This window comes from Nonomuraea sp. NPDC049714, from assembly GCF_044465295.1.
In the GTDB taxonomy this organism is placed as follows: Bacteria; Actinomycetota; Actinomycetes; order Streptosporangiales; family Streptosporangiaceae; genus Nonomuraea.
Window position 1 is genome coordinate 405,006 of record NZ_JBITLM010000001.1, and the last position, 15,495, is coordinate 420,500.

Genomic DNA, 15,495 nt, shown 5'->3' on the forward strand with positions numbered 1-15,495 from the left:
ATTCTAGAGCAGAGCCGGCCGGCGGCCCTCACGTCGTGTGGACGCGGAGTGCCTGGAGGTTGGCCAGTTCGTACACGCCCCACCTGCCGAGCTCGCGTCCGTGGCCGCTCGCCTTGATGCCGCCCGTGGGCAGGCGCGGATCGGTCGCGGAGATCATGTTGACGAAGACCGCTCCGGCCTGGATCCGGGCGCTCACGGCCGCGGCGTGCTCGTGATCCATGCTCCACAGGCTGCCGCTGAGCCCGTAGCGCGAGGAGTTGGCGATGGCGATGAGCTCGTCGTCGTCCGCGCCGGTGGTGAGCGCGCCGAGCGGCCCGAACGTCTCGTCGGAGAGGAGGACCGAGCCGGACGCGTCCACTTCGACGATCGACGGCGCGAACCACGCCCCGCGGGCGGACTCGGGCGCCCCGGCCTGGGCGATCACCCGGCCGCCGGCCGCCAGCGCCTGGGCGCGCTGCTCGCGCAGCGTGTCCCGCAGGTCGTGGCGGGCGAGCGGCCCGACGTCGATCGTCTCGTCCGCCGGGTGGCCGACTCTCAACGCGCGGACCCGCGGCGCCAGAGCGTCCACGAACGCGTCACGCACGTCGCGGTGGACGAGGATCCGTTTGGCCGCGATACAGCTCTGCCCGTTGTTGAGGAATCGGGATCGCACCGCGGCGGCGGCCGCGGCGGGGATGTCGGCGTCGGCCAGGACGATGAACGGGTCGGATCCGCCGAGCTCCAGCACGCACTTCTTGAGCGCGGCGCCGGCGCGCGCGGCGACGAGCGCGCCCACGCGGTCGCTGCCGGTGAAGGTGACGGCGGCGACGCGCCTGTCCTCGATGATGTCCGACGCCGTCGCCCCGTCGACGACGACGGCTTGCAGGACGCCCGCGCCGAACGCGTCCTGGAACACCTCCTCGACCGCCATGGCGCTGCCGGTGACGGACTCCGCGTGCTTGAGTACGACGGTGTCGCCGGCCGCGATCGCGGGCAGCATCGCCCGGATCACCTGCCACCACGGGTAGTTCCACGGCAGGATCGCGAACACCACCCCGATCGGCACGACCCGGACGACCGCGGCGTCGCCGTCGAGGTCGAAGGTCTCCGGCCGCAGGATGCCGGGGAGTTCCCCGGCGTAGTAGCGGCAAGCGGTGACACACTTGTCGATCTCGGCGCGCGCCTGCGTGATCGGCTTGCCCATTTCGCGGGTGACGAGCGCGGCGAGCGGTTCTCGCCGGGCCGCCAGGACGTCGCCGAGCCGGCCGATGGCGGCGACGCGGTCCTCGACGCTCGACCGCCCCCAGCGTGAAGCGGCGGCGAGGTCGAGCACCCGGTCGACGCCCTGCGGAGTCGTGTACGGGTAGAAGTCCAGCTCGTCGCCCGACGTGGGGTCGATGGTGACGATGCCGGCGTCCGCGCGCGTCATGCCGTGACGTCCGCGACGGTATGCGCCTCGCGAAGCCAGCGGGTGAACCGGCCCGTGAGCGCGACCGGGTCGATCAGCAGCTTCTCGACGCCCTCGGCGTTGCCTGCCTCGATGCGGGCGTACAGGAACGCCGGTCCCGTCTCCGTGAGGAGCTCACCGAAGGCGGCCCGCAGCCCGTCGGTGGTGTCCGTGGAGCGGGTGGTCCAGCCGGCGGCGGCGGCGAGTCGCTCGAGATCGATCTTCGAGGAGTAGGTGGGCAGCGCCCCGGTCGATCCGTACACCCCGTTGTCGAGCAGGACGAGGAGCAGGTTGCCGGGCGCGAGGTAGCCGCCCGTGGGCAGGACGTTCGGGTTCATGAACAGCGAGCCGTCCCCCTCGATGCCGACGACCTTCGGCGCGGCGGGGTCCACGCTGAGCGCCAGGCCGGTCGCGACCGACCCCGCGAGGCCCATCGCGTCGAGGAGGTAGAGGTGGTTGTCGCCGTCCCGCACGGAGGCCAGCTCACGGCTCGTCGCCGCGCAGGTCACCACGACGGGATGCCGGCTCGTCAGGTCCGCGAGCACGCCGAGCGCTTCGATCCGCTTCATCAGGCGACCTTCCCGTCGGTGTTCCAGAAGGACCCGAGGACCACCACGGGCCGGTACGTCATGACGGCGTGCGCACCGGCCTCCAGGACGGTGTCGCGCCAGTCCTCGGCGCCGCTCCTGCGGTCCAGCTCGATGACGGGCAGCCCGACCGCGCGCAGGAGGGCCGGCACCGGCTGGCTGATGGAGTGAATCATCGAGTTGTACTCGCCGAGGCCGCCGCGGGTGTTCGCGAAGATGAGCAACGGCAGGTGGTAGGAGAGCGTGAACGTCGTCAGCGCGGTGAGCGCGTTGCCGAAGCCGTTGTCCTGCATGACGACGGCGCCGAGCCTGCCGGTGAACGCGACGGCTCCCATCACGCCGACGGCCTCTTCCTCCCGCGAGAGCGGCGTGACGCGCGGGGAGACGCCGTTCGCCCCGCCGTCGGCGGCCACCAGCGCGTTGACGATCGGCGCGACGGTCACCGAGGGGATGTACCCGACGCGTACGACGTCCGCCGCCCAGATGCCGTCGGCGACGGCTTCCGCGTATCTCATGTGTGTGGTTCCTCTCGGGAGGGAAGGGCGAGCGCGCGGGCGAGGACGGGCGGGTCGATGTTGCCGCCCGACAGGACGGCGACCGCCCGCCCGTATCTGCCCGGGTCGGCGAGATGAGCGGCGACGCTGAGGGCTCCGCTGGGTTCGGCGACGAGATGGGCGCGACGGGCCAGGACCGCCACCGCGGCGAGGATCTCGTCCTCGCTCACCGTGACGATCTCATCGACTGTGGCCTGGATCAGCGGGAACGTGATCTCGCCGACGACCGGCGCCCGCGTTCCGTCGGCGATCGTGCGGGAGGCCGACCGCGCGTCCCACTCCACCCGGCGCCCGCGCGCGAGCGAGTCACGCGCGTCCGCGGCCAGCTCCGGCTCCACGCCGACCACGCGGGTTCGCCGGGACAGCGCCGTGACCGCGACTCCCACCCCCGAGATCAACCCGCCGCCCCCGATCGGCACGATCACCGTGTCGATGTCGTCCAGATCGTCGAGCACCTCCAGAGCGAGCGTCCCCTGCCCGGCGATGACGTCCGTATGGTCGAAGGGCGGGATCAGTGTCATCCCCCGCTCCGCCCGCACGGCCTCGGCCCTGGCCTCTCTCCGGGCGCCGGGAACCATGACGATCTCGGCGCCCAGCCGCCTGGTCGCCTCCATCTTGACCGGCGTCGCCGTGTCCGGCATGACGACCACGGCGGCGACGCCCGCCGCGCGTGCGGCCCACGCGACCGCCTGGCCGTGATTGCCGCTGGAGTGCGTGACCACGCCGCGTGCCCGGACGTCCGGGTGGAGCCGGCCGATCGCGTTCAGGGCGCCGCGGAGCTTGAAGGCCCCGATCGGCTGGAGGTTCTCGGCCTTCAGCCAGAGCTCTCCCGGCGCCCAGGAGGCGGGCAGCAGCGGCGTTCGCACGACGTCCCCGGCGATCCGGGCGCGTGCCGCGACGACATCGCCGACGATCACCGCTGGGGCGCCCATTCAGGCTCCCTCTCCGGCGGCGACGGCGTCGAGCTCGACCCGGGCGCCGTACGGCAGCGCCGCCACGGCGACGCAGGTGCGGGCCGGCAGCGGCTCGGGCAGCGTCTCCTGGTAGATCACGTCCATGGCGTTGCGGTCGTCCATCGACGCCAGGTAGACCGTGATCTTCACGACGTGGCGGAGCTCCAGCCCCGCCGACGCCAGCTTGTCCCGCAGGTTGGCGAGGGCCCGCCGCGTCTCATGGACGACGCCGCCCTCGACGATCTTGCCGTCGGCGATGCCGAGCTGCCCGGAGACGTACACGATCCGGCCCTCGGCCGCACGCACGGGACTGTACGGGTGCCGCGCCTGCGAGGGACTCACCGGTGCGAGGTTCGTCATTGCGCCTCCCTCCTAGAGATGGCTCATGGGGATGCCCGCGACGACATGTCCGCGCATCCTGCGTACCAGGAAGACCGTGGGGACGGCGGCGAGCACGAACACGCCGGCCGCGACGGCGATGTAGGAGTGCACGCCGAGCGAGGAGTTCACCGTCTGTCCGTCGACCACGATGTCGGTGGCCCCGAGGATGGCCGAGCCGATGAAGCTCATTGTCACCGAGCCGACCGCCACCATCACCATGACCATGCTGGAGACGGTGCCCTGCCGCTCGGGAGGCGCGAGGACGGATGCGAGGTTGAACCCGGAGGTGACGAGCGAGCCCGCCGTGAGGCTGAACGCGAACGAGCAGATCACGGCGATCGGGAGGCTGCCGGCGCCGACGAGGAACATCACGAGGGACGCGGTCGTCCCCAGCACGACACCGGCGGCCAGCGGCCAGGCCGGGCCCACCCTGGTCGCGATCGCGCCCGCGATGACGCCCCCGAGCATGATCCCGATCGACGGGATGCCGAACATCAGGCCGAGCGCCCCCGGACCGGCGATCCCGTAGCCCAGGCCGTCCTCGGGAGAGACGGCGATCAGCAGGCTGAACAGCGCGAGCATGCTCCGGTAGGCGCCGGTGCCCATCACGACGACGAGCAGGCCGAGGCCGAGCGCCAGGGAGACGCCGCGGATGTCGATCACGGGCTCCGGAACGCGGCTCAGGACGAAGAACCAGACCAGCAGCGCGGCCACGCCACCGGCGAGGATGGCGACCGGAGCGATGCCCAGCCAGCCGAACTCCTGCCCGAGGCTGATGTAGGTGAGCACGCCCGCGAGGCCGCCACCGAGCAGGAGCGCCCCCGCGACGTCGACCTTGCCCGGCGTGCGGTACCGGGAGAGCGGGATCACCAGGCGCACGAGCAGCGCGGCCAGGCCCGCGAACGTCACCGAGACCACGAACACGAACCGCCAGCCGAACACCTCGGTGGCCGGCTCCAGGATGAAGGCGGTGGCGATGCCGAAGACGGCGGAGCCGGAGGTGACGATCCCGGTCACGATCATGGCGAACCTGGGCGCGCAGATGTCGCGGATGATCGCGACGGTGAGGAACAGTGCCGCCACCGCCGCGCCCTGAAGGGCCCGCCCGAGGACGAAGACGCCGATGTGGGGCGCGAGAAGACACACGACCCCGCCGAGACCGGCGACGAGCAGCGTGCTGACGAGCACCCTGCGCTTGCCGTAGATGTCGGCGCTCCTGCCGAGCAGCGGCGCCCACATGGCTCCCGCCAGCATCGCGCTGGAGTCGATCCAGGCGAACTGCGTGGTGTCGAAGGCGGCGCTCAGCTGCGGGAGGACGAAGGTCGGCGCGGCGATCACGGTGTCGACCATGACGTTCACCAGGATGAGGATGGCGACATAGCCGATGACCCGGCCCGTCCAGCCGGTGTGCGGATCAGGCGCCGGCTTCTCCGCGAGGGTGCTGTCCTGCATGGGGTCTTCTTTCTGCTCTGGATACGGGGATCAGGGCCGCGCCGCGACGCGCGAGCCGGTGCCGGGAAGGGTGAGCTTGCGGACGACGCCCTGCTGCGCGACCATCGCGATGTTCCGGGAGTCCGACAGGACGGCGACGTCCCGCAGCGGATCTTCCGTGCAGAGGACGAGGTCCGCCGCGTATCCAGGTCGCAGCGTCCCGAGGGTGTCCGCCACGCCGAGCAGCCGGGCGCTGCCGGACGTCGCCGCGCGGATGGCGTCCATCGGCGACATGCCCAGCTCGACCAGGCACGACAGCTCGAACAGGTTCTGACCGTGTGGGGTGACGCCGGCGTCCGTGCCCACCGCGACGTTCACCTTGCGCGCGATGGCCTCGGCCAGGTTCTCTTTGGCTCGCTCGTTCCAGCGCAGCTTCTTCTGGTAGCGCCATGGCGTGGTCTTCTGCGGGTCCAGCGGCTGGAAGACGGCCGACAGGGTCGGTACGAGGAAGGCCCCCTTCTCGCCGAGCAGGTCACAGCCTTCGTCGTCGATGCCGAAGCCGTGCTCGACCGAGCGGACGCCGCCCCGGATCGCGGCGAGGATGCCGGCCCGCCCCTGCGCGTGCGCGGCTACCGGGCGTCCGCGGTGGCGGCGCGCTTCGTCCACGACCGCCGCGATCTCCTCGTCGAGCAGGTCCTCATCGTCGGGATCGTCGTGCGCGCTGCTGATCCCGCCGCTCGTGCAGATCTTGATGAGGTCGGCGCCGGCACGCAGCATCCGCCGCGCCGCCCTCCGCACGCCCGCCACGTCGTCGGCGATCTCGCAGTAGTCGAGGTCCAGGCTCTTGCCGCTGGGCAGGGTGTCGTCAGCGTGCCCGCCGGTGTGGCTGATCACGCCGACCGACGTCTGCAGGCGGGGGCCCGCGACGAGTCCCGCCGCGACGGCGTCGCGGAATCCGGCGGGCAGCCCGCCCAGATCGCGGGCCGACGTGATCCCCGACTCGAGCGTCCGGCTCAGCCGTTCGGCCGTCCGGAGGACACCCAGGACAGGGTCGGTCAGCAGAGCGCTCTCCACGAGCGATCGGTCAGCGGCCACACCCAGGTGGGTATGGCAGTCGAAAAGCCCGGGAAGGAGCGTCCCGCCCTGACCGTCGATCGTCCTGACCCCCACGCGCGCCTCGGGCGCCCGCGCCGCCGGACCCGCGTAGGTGATCCGGCCATCGGCGTCGGCCTCCAGCACGGCATCGTCCACGACGTCCGCGCTGACACCGTCGATGAGCCGCACACGGTCAACCCGCAGCGCGCTTCCGTCGTTCAGTCTCACTCGTCGACCTGTTCTCGTTGGCTCTTGTGCGCACCGACGGTAAGGTCCTCCTGCGATTGGGCCTCGAAATCGCATGAAATCTCCATCGAACACCGGTCCCCTGCAGGAAAGGTGCACCGCGAGATGCTCACTGCGTCCTTCGACGAGCTCGACGTCGCGATCGTCGACGCCGTGCGATCGGCTCCGCGCGCGAGCTGGCGAAACCTCGGCGAGGTGCTCGGGGTCGACCCGGCGACCGTGAGCCGCCGCTGGGCGCGTATGGAGTCCGAGGGCGCCGCCTGGGTGACCGCCCACCCCTCGGGCAGCGCGACCCCCGCGTGCGCGCTGGTGGAGGTCGACTGCGTGGCGGGGCGGTCGGCCGACGTCGCGCACGCACTCGCGGAGGACACCCAGGCGGCCACCGTCAAGGTGACCAGCGGCGCCCGGGACGTGCTCGTGCTGGCCCAGGCGCCCGACCTCGACTCGCTGTCGGACTATCTCCTCAACCTCGTCGGACGCTTCCCGGGCATCGCGAGGATCCGCAGCCATGTGGTCACCCGGTCGACCTTGGAGGCCAGCCGCTGGCGGGAGGGCGCGCTCAACCCCGAGCAGCGGCGCCGCCTCGGCTCCCACGCGAGGCTCCGGTCCGAGGACGCCGACATCCTCGACGGCTCCGACAGCCGGATCCTCCGCGCGCTGCACATGGACGGGCGGATGTCCTTCGAACGGCTCGCCCGGCGTGCGGGCATCGGCCCGGTGTCCGTGCGCCGCCGGCTTTCGCGTATGCAGGAGGCGGGGCTCATCACCTTCCGCTGCGACATCTCGCGTCTGCTGTCCGCCCGGTCCGTGTCCGCCGTGTACTTCGGCTCCTTGGCCGCCCAGGACCTGGCAGCCGCCGAGGCGCGCATCCGCTCACTGCCAGGTGTCCGTGCCTCCACGTTCGTCGCGGGGCCGTTCAACGTGATCGTCGACGCCTCGCTGCGGTCGACCGCCGAGGTGCACGACCTGGAGTGGCGGATGGGCCAGGAGCTGCCGGCCCTGCGCGTTCAGGACCGCTCGGTGGTGCTGAACATGATCAAGCTGCTGGGGCGCATCCTGGACAGGGAGGGGCGATCCGTCCGTGCCGTCCCGCTCGTCTCCGACGCGGACGGTCAACGGTAGGCGCGCAGGAACGCCTCGACGCCGTCGTCGATGATCGCCAGGACCTCCGGCTCCCCCGCCCCGGCGTCGTGCCGTTCGTCGATCGCGTCCAGCGCGAGGCCCAGCGTGAGGGCGGTGAAGTGCCGCGCCGCGAGGCCGGGATCGGCGGCTCGGATCTCGCCGACAGCCGCCAGCGCGGCGAAGCGCTCGGCGAGCATCCGCTCGGGCCGGTCACGCGCGGCCCCGGCCAACCGCGGAGTCGACCAGTGCTGCGCGGTCAGCCGCCGGAAGGTCACGTAGTCGGATGACGGGAACGTCCGCGTGACGAGTCGCCGCCCGAACGCCGTCAACGCCTCCCGCAGGTCACGCCCCGGTGGCAGCTCCTCGTCGATCGCGGCGCGTACGGTGCTCACCAGCGTGTCGTTCACCCGTTCGAGCACCCGCAGGAAGATCGTCCCCTTCTCGCCGAAGTGGTCGTAGACGGTGCGTTTGGAGACCTGCGCGCGGGCCGCGATGGCGTCGACACTCGCCCGCTCGTAGCCCTCGGCGATGAACAGCGCCTCCGCCGCGTCCAGGATCGCCGCCCGCTTGCCCTCGGACCGACGGCGGCGGCCGGGGGTCTGCACCTCCGCGATAGCCCTCGACATGCGCTCAGCATACGCTGGATCCTTAAAACCACACTGAATAGTGTGCTTTTATGGGCGTGCTGCGGCAGACCACTACACGGAGGTAGTCACATGGCATTCGATCCGGCCGAACACTGGGCGGGTTACCTGCCCCCGCCCGCGTTCGAGGAGTACTCGGCCAGGTACGCGGACTTCTTCCGGATGCGACGCGAGGGCGGCATCATCGAAGTCCGCCTGCACACCGGCGACGGCCCGTACGCCCACACCCACGCCGCGCACAACGTGTGGACACGCGTATGGCAGGAGATCGGCAACGACCCGGAGAACCACGTCCTGATCATCACGGGCACCGGCGACAGGTGGATGACGGGCAACCCGAAGGGGCTCAACCCCAAACCCGCCTCCGACCTGGACCCCGACCACATCTACCAGCGGATGATCGACGGCTGGAAGCTCATCGAGAGCTTCGTCAACAACATCGACATCCCGACGATCGCGGCCGTCAACGGCCCCGGCGTGCACACCGAGTTCGCGATGATGAGCGACGTCACGCTCGCCGCGCCGGACGCCGACTTCATGGACCCGCACTTCTGGCTGGGCTCACCTCCCGGGGACGGCCAGGGCATGGCGCTCCAGGCGCTGATGGGCCCCAAGCGCGCCGCGTACTACATGTACGCGGCCCAATCGATCCCGGCCGACAAGGCTCTCGAATGGGGCGTCATCAGCGATGTGCTTCCCCGCGAGCAGCTCCTCGAACGCGCCTGGGAGCTCGCCCGCTTCATCATGAAGCGGCCGCGTTACACGCGCTGGGCCACTCACAACATCCTGTCGCGGCACTGGAAGAAGGCGGTGGCCGAGGACTTCGGCTTCCACATGGCGCATCAGATGCTCGCCAACGTCGCCGGCAAGTCCGTGGTGCCCGACCCGGCGCTGCTCGCCGACTCCGAGGCGCACAAGCTGTTCTGACCTCCCCTGGGCGGGCCGGCCCGGCCGGCCCGCCCGCTTTCACCGACAGACGAGGTACGCATGATGATCGATCTCGGCCGGCTCCCGACCGCCCCGCCGGGCACTCGTTCGCCGTGGCTCGCGGTGAGCGCGGTGCCGGTCCACCCGGCGCCGGCCGGATTCAGCGCGGCGAGCGGCGGCGAACTCGGGCAGTGGGTCAGCCGCCAGGTCGCCGGCTGGCCGGCCCCGGTGCCCATCGGATCGGAGCGCCCGGAGACACACGCGGACAAGCTGACCTTCACGCCGTCACGACCTCCCAGCACGTACCACTGCGAGCTCCATGCGGACGGGTCCGCACTCGGTGCGCTTCAGGTGGGGTCGCTGCGCGACAGTCCGCCGGACGGCGGACAGGTCTGGGCTGTCGGCGAGGGCGCCCTGGCCTGGATCACCATCGCGCTGCTGCGGCTCACGGCGGCTTACGGCATTCACACCGGGGTGCTGGGCGGAGCCGTCGTCGAAGCGGCCGTCATCTCCCCCGGCGACGGGGTGCCGATGGAGATCTGGAACCACGCCCATGGCCTGTACGGTCCGGCGGGAGACCGCCAGGTCACCGAGATCGCCTCCGCTCGCTGCACCGCCGACCTGGCCACGTGCCTGTCGCCTGGCCTTGCGGCGACGGCGCGACCGCTCGTCGTCGATCTGCTGGGCCGGTTCGGGCTCTCCGGGTCCCGCCACATCGACCCGGCCGGCGTCATCCAGCGCGGGCACTTCACCGGCTACGACGGGTCGATCCACGCGTGGGCCGACGCGATCGGCGTCCCGTCGGCGCCGTGACCCGCCCGCACGATGTCGTACGAGGCGGTCCCGGAGTTTCTAGGCCGCCGAGATGCAGAACGGGTGGCCCTCGGGGTCGACGAGCACGGTCCACCCGTCGCCGCCCGGCTGGAAGTCCGGCACCGTCGCGCCCAGCCCGGCCAGCTCCCGGGTGGCGGCTTCGACGTCGGCGACGAGCAGGTCGAGGTGGAGGTGCTTGGCGTCATTCGCCCACCCCGGCCCCTGATAGCCGTCGATCCGCTGGAAGGACAGCTGAACGGCGCCACCGTCGACACCGGCCGAGTCGGCGTCGGCGTGCGACACCGCCCAGCCCGTGGCCTTGGCGTAGAACTCAGCCAGCGCGCCGGGCGCGGCGCAGTCGAACACGATCGAAGAAATAGCGGTACTCCGGCGTCCCCCGCTCCATTTCGGGTCCGGCGCGTCGAACCCCCGCCCGTTGAACGCGTACGTCACCCGGCCAAGGCTGCGGGCCGGGTCACTGGCGTGCCGAGGTGCCCGTGAGATGGGCTCCCGCGAGTTTGCGGAAGGCCGTCACGAGACGGTCGCGGTCGCCGGCGCGGGTGGCCAGCACGACCTGGCTGGGCTCGACGCCCTCCAGGGGGATCGTGGTGAGATCGGGGCGCAGCCGGCTGGTGTGCTCGCCGGCCGGGATGATCGCGGCGGCCTGCCCTGTGGCGATGAGCTCCGCCTTGTCCTCGACGGCTTCGATGAGGGGGCCGTCGGGTGCGCGGCTTCCGTCGGGCCGGGGGTCGATGCGCCAGAAGGCGTTCCAGTCCGGGTCCGTCACCCGGGGCAGGGGTTCGTCCGCGATGTCGTCAAGGGTGACGGATTCCTTGCCGGCCAGGCGGTGATCGAGGGGCACCACGAGTACGCGGGGTTCGTCGTACAGGACCGTCACGTGCAGTCGGTCGGTCGGGAACGGCAGCCGGGCCACCAACGCGTCCACCCGGTGATCGAGCAGCGCCGCTCGCGCCTCGTCCCATGCCAGGTACGCGGTGCGAACGTCGGCGTCCGGGTGCCGGTGGCGCAACTCGCGCACGGCCGGGGTGATGATGAGGTTCGTGGTGTAGCCGATGGTGATCCGGGTGGGCCGGGCGGCGGCCCTCGTGCGCGCCACGGCCTGGGTGGCCGACTGCAGCAGTGTCCTGGCGAGCGGCAGGAAGACCTCACCGGCTTCGGCGAGCTCGGTGCCCTGGGGGGTGCGGTCGAGCAGGCGGACGCCCAGTTGCTGTTCGAGGCGGTGGATCTGCCGGCTCAGGGACGGCTGGGTGGTGTGGAGGGCGGCGGCGGCACGGCCGAAGTGCCGGTGCTCGGCGACGACGGTGAAGCAGTGCACCAGGCGCAGGTCGAGGTTCACCGAAGGCGGTGGCGAGTCGGGCATACCCCGCAGCGTAGCTCGCGCGATAGCCACCATGACGTGCGGTGATACGCAAATCGTATGACGCGATACGAAACATTCATTGGATCTTGAGTGCCCCGCCGCCACAGACTGGGCCAGCGGCCGGACACCATCGTGGTGCCGCAGCCGGGCCGCTCATCACAGATGGAGTGCACCATGTCCGCACCGACAGCCCTGATCACCGGCGGAACCAGCGGAATCGGCAAGGCCACCGCCGAGCTGCTGCATGCCCGCGGATACCGGGTGATCGTCACCGGGCAGAATCCCGACACCATCGCCGCAGCCGAGAAGGCACTCCCGGAAGAGATCGTCGTGCTCCGCGCCGACGCCAGGTCACTGACCGACACCGACCGCGTCACCGAGGAGATCCGGGAGTGCTTCGGCGCTCTGGACGTGCTGTTCCTCAACGCGGGGATCGTCCGGGGACGACCGGTCGCGGCGTTTGACGAAGCCACCTTCGACGACCTGGTCAACGTCAACTTCAAAGGCCAGTTCTTCACCCTCCAGAAGACCCTCCCCTTGCTCAGCGACGGAGGTTCGGTCATCTTCACCGTCGGGATCGGCGCCATTCGCGGGATATCCGGCGGGTCGGTCACCGCCGCCACCAGAGGCGCCCTGTTGTCTCTCGTACCCTCGCTCGCGGTCGAGCTGGCGCCCCGGCGCATCCGGGTCAACGCCGTCAGCCCCGGCGCCGTCGACACCGGAATCTGGGCCAAAGGCGGGCTCCCGCCCGAAGCGATCGAAGCGGCCGCCAACGCCACGGCCTCCCGGGTCCCCCTCGGCAGATTGGGGACCAGCGAGGAGATCGCCGAAGTGGTGGCGTTCCTCGCCTCGTCCGCGGCCGGTTACATCACCGGCGAGAACATCATCGTCGGCGGCGGAGGCGGGATCGGAGTATAGGGACGCACCCGCCACCACGCCGGGGCCGCAGCGTCCTCAGCGGGGTAGGAACAGACGTCAGCCTGATGCTGAAGTTCTTCGAGCTGGAGGCCCGCTTGGCCCACAGCCTGCCCAGCGGCCGGTGCGGCGTCGACAGGGGGTCCGGATGCCCCGACTGGCGGGGATCCGGTGGGTTCCGTAGGATCCGACGGTGCGAGATTCAGGTGAAGACCCCCGGCCTCTCAGGGGCGCCGTGCGTGAGGTGTCGTCGGCTCGGGTGGCGACGCTGTCCTACTCCCCCGACCTCGACGGTCTCGCCGATCCCGGTGAGATCGTGTGGGCGTGGGTGCCGTACGAGGAGGATCCGGCGCGCGGCAAGGACCGGCCGCTGCTCGTCGTGGGCCGTAGCGGGCGCGGACTCTTGGGCATGATGCTGTCCAGCCGGGGCGACGACGCGCCCGACTGGATGAGCGTCGGCGCGTGGGGGCGCGACGGGAAGGTGTCCTACCTGCGGCTGGATCGAGTGTTCGTGCTGAACGAGGACGACATCCGGCGCGAGGGAGCTGTCATGGACGCCGACCAGTTCGCGCGGGTCGCGGCCCGCCTCATGAAGCTCTACGACTGGTCCGCCGGACGCTGATCCGCCGGCACGACGGCGGAGGTCACGATCGGGTCGCCGCGGGCCGGTCGTCGGGCGCGTTCACCGGGTACGACACGCCCGGCTCACCCGTGCCCCCATCGATCACCAGAACGTCCCGGCCGAGCCCGATCAGCCTGTCACACAGCCATCCGTATTCCCGGCCCATGACGACCAGCGTGCCGATGACTACACCCGTCATCCTCCGACGTCGACCCGGCTGCGATCATTGCCGTATGCGTGTTGCAGTCATCGGGAGCGGCATCGTCGGCGCCGCCGCCGCTTACCACCTGAGCGGCCGCGGCGTGTCCGTCACCGTGATCGACGGGGCCTACCAGGGCCAGGCGACGCAGGCGGGGGCGGGCATCGTGTGCCCGTGGGTGGACCATCCGGACGACGAGGACTGGTACCGACTGACCAGGGAGGGCGCCCGCCGCTATCCCGAGCTCGTCGGCGTCCTCGGCGAGGACATCGGCTACGCCCAGGTGGGGGCGCTCCTGGTGGCGGAGGACCCCGCCGAGCTGGAACCGGTGCGCTCCCTGCTGGCCCGCCGCTACGCGGAAGCGCCGGAGATGGGCGCGGTCACGGACGTGACCGCGCCGTCGGAGCTGTTCCCGCCGATCGCCGAGGACCTGAGCGCGCTGCTCGTCCCCGGCGCCGCCCGGGTCGACGGGCGCGCGGTGCGGGACGCGCTCCTGGACGCGGCCTTCCGCCAGGGCGCGGAGTCGCGTACGGGGACGGCGATGGTCACGCCGGACGGCCGGGTGCTGGTACGGGAGGCGCACGAGGCCGACTCGCGCGGCCGGCTGCTGTCCCGGCAGCCTCCGCCCGGGACACGCGGCACCACCGGCGCCCAGGCGTCCTGGCGCCAGGGCGCCCCCGAACCGGCACCACCCGGCAGCCTCCACATCCCGGGCGAAACGGCCGCTGAAGAGCGCCCGGCCGACCTGGAGGACGCACGCCCGGAGAGCGCGGCGGTCGTTGAGAGGGAGGCCGGGGGCGAAGGGCCGGTGGCCGGGAGCGAGGCCGGGGGCGATGAGGAAGGCTGGACGCCGATCGAGGCCGATGTGGTGATCGTGGCCGCCGGGGCCTGGACCGGCGAGGTGTGCCGCCCGCTCGGCGTGGAGTTGCCCGTCTTCCCGAGGCGCGGTCAGATCGTGCACGCCACCCTGGACGGCGTCGACACGGCCTGGTGGCCCATCGTGCTGCCCAGAAGCGGGCCGTACCTGCTGGGGTTCCCCGGCTCGCGTGTGGTGGTGGGCGCGACGGTGGAGGACGTCGGGTTCGCGCCGCGGATCACGATGGGCGGGCTGGAGGAGGTGCTGCAGGCGGGGCTGCGGGTGGCGCCCGGCCTGTACGGCGCGACGGTGACGGAGACGAGGGTCGGGCTGCGCCCGGTGTACGCGCCGGGTCCGCCGCTCATCGGCCGCGTCACCGATCGGGTGGTGGTGGCGACGGGCCTGAGCGCGTACGGCCTGACGGCGGGTCCGTTCACCGGCGAGCTCGCCGCCGGGCTGGCGCTCGGCGAGGACGCGCCCATCGACCTGGCTCCGTACGGCCCCCCTGGCTGAGGGACGAAACGGCTCTTCTATCATCGAAGCCTCCCCACCGCGCTCGGAGGGGAAGGCGGCCATGCGCCGGTTCGTACTGCTGGTCCTCATGCTGCTGCCGGTCACGGCGTGCGGCGCGACGACGCCGAGAGCCCGTGAGGCCACCGCGCCACCGGGCAAGGCCGACGCCGGGAAGCCGCCGCGCACGGCACCCCGGGAGGTCCCGGCGGAGGCGACACCGCAGACACCGAAGGTGCCGAGGGCCGCGTCCGGTCATTACGCGGTGGTGCGCGGCGGGGCGGCCCCCAGGCGTGGCCGCGGCGCGGTGGTGCGTTACCTGGTGGAGGTGGAGCGGGGGCTGCCGTTCGACGGCCGCGCCTTCGCCGCCGAGGTGCACCGCACGCTGAACGACCCGCGTGGCTGGGCCCGGTTCCGGCGCGTGGACCGTCCGCCGGTGCGGGTCCGCGTGGCCCTGGCCAGTCCGCGCCTGACCGACCGGGGGTGCCGGCCGCTGCGCACCGGCGGCGACCTGTCCTGCTGGAACGGCACCCGCTCGATCATCAACGCCGTCCGCTGGGCCACGGGCGTCCCGCAGTACCTCGGCGACCTGCGGGCATACCGTCAGTACGTGATCAGCCACGAGGTCGGTCACGCCCTCGGCCACCACCACACCGGCTGCCCCGGCCCCGGACGTCCGGCTCCGGTGATGATGCAGCAGTCGAAGTCGCTGGGCCGCTGCAGTCCCAACCCCTGGCCGCACCCCGGCCGCACCGGGAACGGCGAACCGGAGCGATAGGCCAGGACAAGCGCGACGCGACATATCGTGGCCGATGGGAACACGGGGGACGTCG

The 15,495-nt window shown here is 71.8% G+C and carries 18 protein-coding genes; 7 read left to right on the forward strand and 11 right to left on the reverse strand.

Going from position 1 to position 15,495, the window contains the following annotated elements; all coding sequences use genetic code 11:
* Positions 1-28: 28 nt before the first annotated feature.
* The 7 genes from ACIBQX_RS02045 to ACIBQX_RS02075 are packed head-to-tail and all read right to left on the reverse strand — an operon-like array spanning position 29 to position 6,655.
* Positions 29-1,408 (reverse strand): aldehyde dehydrogenase family protein, encoded by a 1,380-nt coding sequence (locus ACIBQX_RS02045; protein WP_396999593.1) that lies wholly within the window; start codon positions 1,406-1,408, stop codon positions 29-31.
* Positions 1,405-1,995 (reverse strand): thiamine pyrophosphate-dependent enzyme, encoded by a 591-nt coding sequence (locus ACIBQX_RS02050; RefSeq protein ID WP_396999595.1) that lies wholly within the window; start codon positions 1,993-1,995, stop codon positions 1,405-1,407. The genes ACIBQX_RS02045 and ACIBQX_RS02050 overlap by 4 nt, the downstream gene beginning before the upstream one ends.
* On the reverse strand, positions 1,995-2,528 hold the full coding sequence (locus ACIBQX_RS02055) for a hypothetical protein (RefSeq protein ID WP_396999597.1): 534 nt from the start codon (positions 2,526-2,528) through the stop codon (positions 1,995-1,997). The genes ACIBQX_RS02050 and ACIBQX_RS02055 overlap by 1 nt, the downstream gene beginning before the upstream one ends.
* Positions 2,525-3,499: a threonine/serine dehydratase gene (locus tag ACIBQX_RS02060; RefSeq protein WP_396999599.1), complete on the reverse strand. Its 975-nt coding sequence runs from the start codon at positions 3,497-3,499 to the stop codon at positions 2,525-2,527. Before ACIBQX_RS02060 ends, ACIBQX_RS02055 begins: the two co-directional genes overlap by 4 nt.
* The gene (locus tag ACIBQX_RS02065) at positions 3,500-3,880 is read right to left on the reverse strand and encodes a RidA family protein (protein ID WP_396999601.1); all 381 of its coding nucleotides are present in this window, start codon (positions 3,878-3,880) and stop codon (positions 3,500-3,502) included.
* Positions 3,881-3,892: 12 nt separating this feature from the next.
* Positions 3,893-5,353 carry an MFS transporter gene (locus ACIBQX_RS02070; RefSeq protein WP_396999603.1) on the reverse strand — a complete coding sequence of 487 codons (1,461 nt, stop codon included), beginning with the start codon at positions 5,351-5,353 and terminating at the stop codon, positions 3,893-3,895.
* A 30-nt stretch (positions 5,354-5,383) separates the two neighbouring features.
* Positions 5,384-6,655, reverse strand: a complete 1,272-nt coding sequence (locus ACIBQX_RS02075) for an amidohydrolase family protein (RefSeq protein WP_396999605.1) — start codon at positions 6,653-6,655, stop codon at positions 5,384-5,386.
* Positions 6,656-6,778: 123 nt separating this feature from the next.
* Between ACIBQX_RS02075 and ACIBQX_RS02080 the strand changes: the two genes are divergently transcribed.
* Positions 6,779-7,795: an Lrp/AsnC family transcriptional regulator gene (locus ACIBQX_RS02080; RefSeq protein WP_396999607.1), complete on the forward strand. Its 1,017-nt coding sequence runs from the start codon at positions 6,779-6,781 to the stop codon at positions 7,793-7,795.
* Here ACIBQX_RS02080 and ACIBQX_RS02085 read toward each other — a convergent pair.
* On the reverse strand, positions 7,786-8,421 hold the full coding sequence (locus ACIBQX_RS02085; RefSeq protein ID WP_396999609.1) for a TetR/AcrR family transcriptional regulator: 636 nt from the start codon (positions 8,419-8,421) through the stop codon (positions 7,786-7,788). The genes ACIBQX_RS02080 and ACIBQX_RS02085 overlap by 10 nt on opposite strands.
* Before the next feature lie 90 nt (positions 8,422-8,511).
* Between ACIBQX_RS02085 and ACIBQX_RS02090 the strand changes: the two genes are divergently transcribed.
* Both ACIBQX_RS02090 and ACIBQX_RS02095 read left to right on the forward strand, forming a co-directional pair.
* Positions 8,512-9,366, forward strand: coding sequence for an enoyl-CoA hydratase/isomerase family protein (locus ACIBQX_RS02090; RefSeq protein WP_396999611.1), 855 nt, complete (start codon positions 8,512-8,514; stop codon positions 9,364-9,366).
* 60 nt (positions 9,367-9,426) lie between these two features.
* On the forward strand, positions 9,427-10,179 hold the full coding sequence (locus ACIBQX_RS02095) for a hypothetical protein (protein WP_396999613.1): 753 nt from the start codon (positions 9,427-9,429) through the stop codon (positions 10,177-10,179).
* Positions 10,180-10,218: 39 nt separating this feature from the next.
* On the opposite strand, the gene ACIBQX_RS02100 is transcribed toward ACIBQX_RS02095, so the two are convergent.
* Together ACIBQX_RS02100 and ACIBQX_RS02105 are read right to left on the reverse strand one after the other, a co-directional pair.
* Positions 10,219-10,632, reverse strand: coding sequence for a VOC family protein (locus tag ACIBQX_RS02100; protein WP_396999615.1), 414 nt, complete (start codon positions 10,630-10,632; stop codon positions 10,219-10,221).
* Positions 10,633-10,654: 22 nt separating this feature from the next.
* Positions 10,655-11,560: a LysR substrate-binding domain-containing protein gene (locus tag ACIBQX_RS02105; RefSeq protein ID WP_396999617.1), complete on the reverse strand. Its 906-nt coding sequence runs from the start codon at positions 11,558-11,560 to the stop codon at positions 10,655-10,657.
* A gap of 174 nt (positions 11,561-11,734) precedes the next feature.
* Between ACIBQX_RS02105 and ACIBQX_RS02110 the strand changes: the two genes are divergently transcribed.
* The gene (locus tag ACIBQX_RS02110) at positions 11,735-12,478 is read left to right on the forward strand and encodes an SDR family oxidoreductase (protein WP_396999619.1); all 744 of its coding nucleotides are present in this window, start codon (positions 11,735-11,737) and stop codon (positions 12,476-12,478) included.
* Positions 12,479-12,668: 190 nt separating this feature from the next.
* Positions 12,669-13,097 (forward strand): type II toxin-antitoxin system PemK/MazF family toxin, encoded by a 429-nt coding sequence (locus ACIBQX_RS02115; RefSeq protein WP_396999621.1) that lies wholly within the window; start codon positions 12,669-12,671, stop codon positions 13,095-13,097.
* A 22-nt stretch (positions 13,098-13,119) separates the two neighbouring features.
* Here ACIBQX_RS02115 and ACIBQX_RS02120 read toward each other — a convergent pair whose 3' ends face one another.
* The gene (locus ACIBQX_RS02120) at positions 13,120-13,296 is read right to left on the reverse strand and encodes a hypothetical protein (RefSeq protein ID WP_396999623.1); all 177 of its coding nucleotides are present in this window, start codon (positions 13,294-13,296) and stop codon (positions 13,120-13,122) included.
* Between the two features lie 34 nt (positions 13,297-13,330).
* Here ACIBQX_RS02120 and ACIBQX_RS02125 point away from each other — a divergent pair, with 34 nt between their 5' ends.
* Together ACIBQX_RS02125 and ACIBQX_RS02130 are read left to right on the forward strand one after the other, a co-directional pair.
* Positions 13,331-14,665, forward strand: coding sequence for an NAD(P)/FAD-dependent oxidoreductase (locus ACIBQX_RS02125; RefSeq protein ID WP_396999625.1), 1,335 nt, complete (start codon positions 13,331-13,333; stop codon positions 14,663-14,665).
* A gap of 61 nt (positions 14,666-14,726) precedes the next feature.
* The gene (locus ACIBQX_RS02130) at positions 14,727-15,440 is read left to right on the forward strand and encodes a DUF3152 domain-containing protein (protein WP_396999627.1); all 714 of its coding nucleotides are present in this window, start codon (positions 14,727-14,729) and stop codon (positions 15,438-15,440) included.
* The last annotated feature ends 55 nt before the right edge of the window (positions 15,441-15,495 follow it).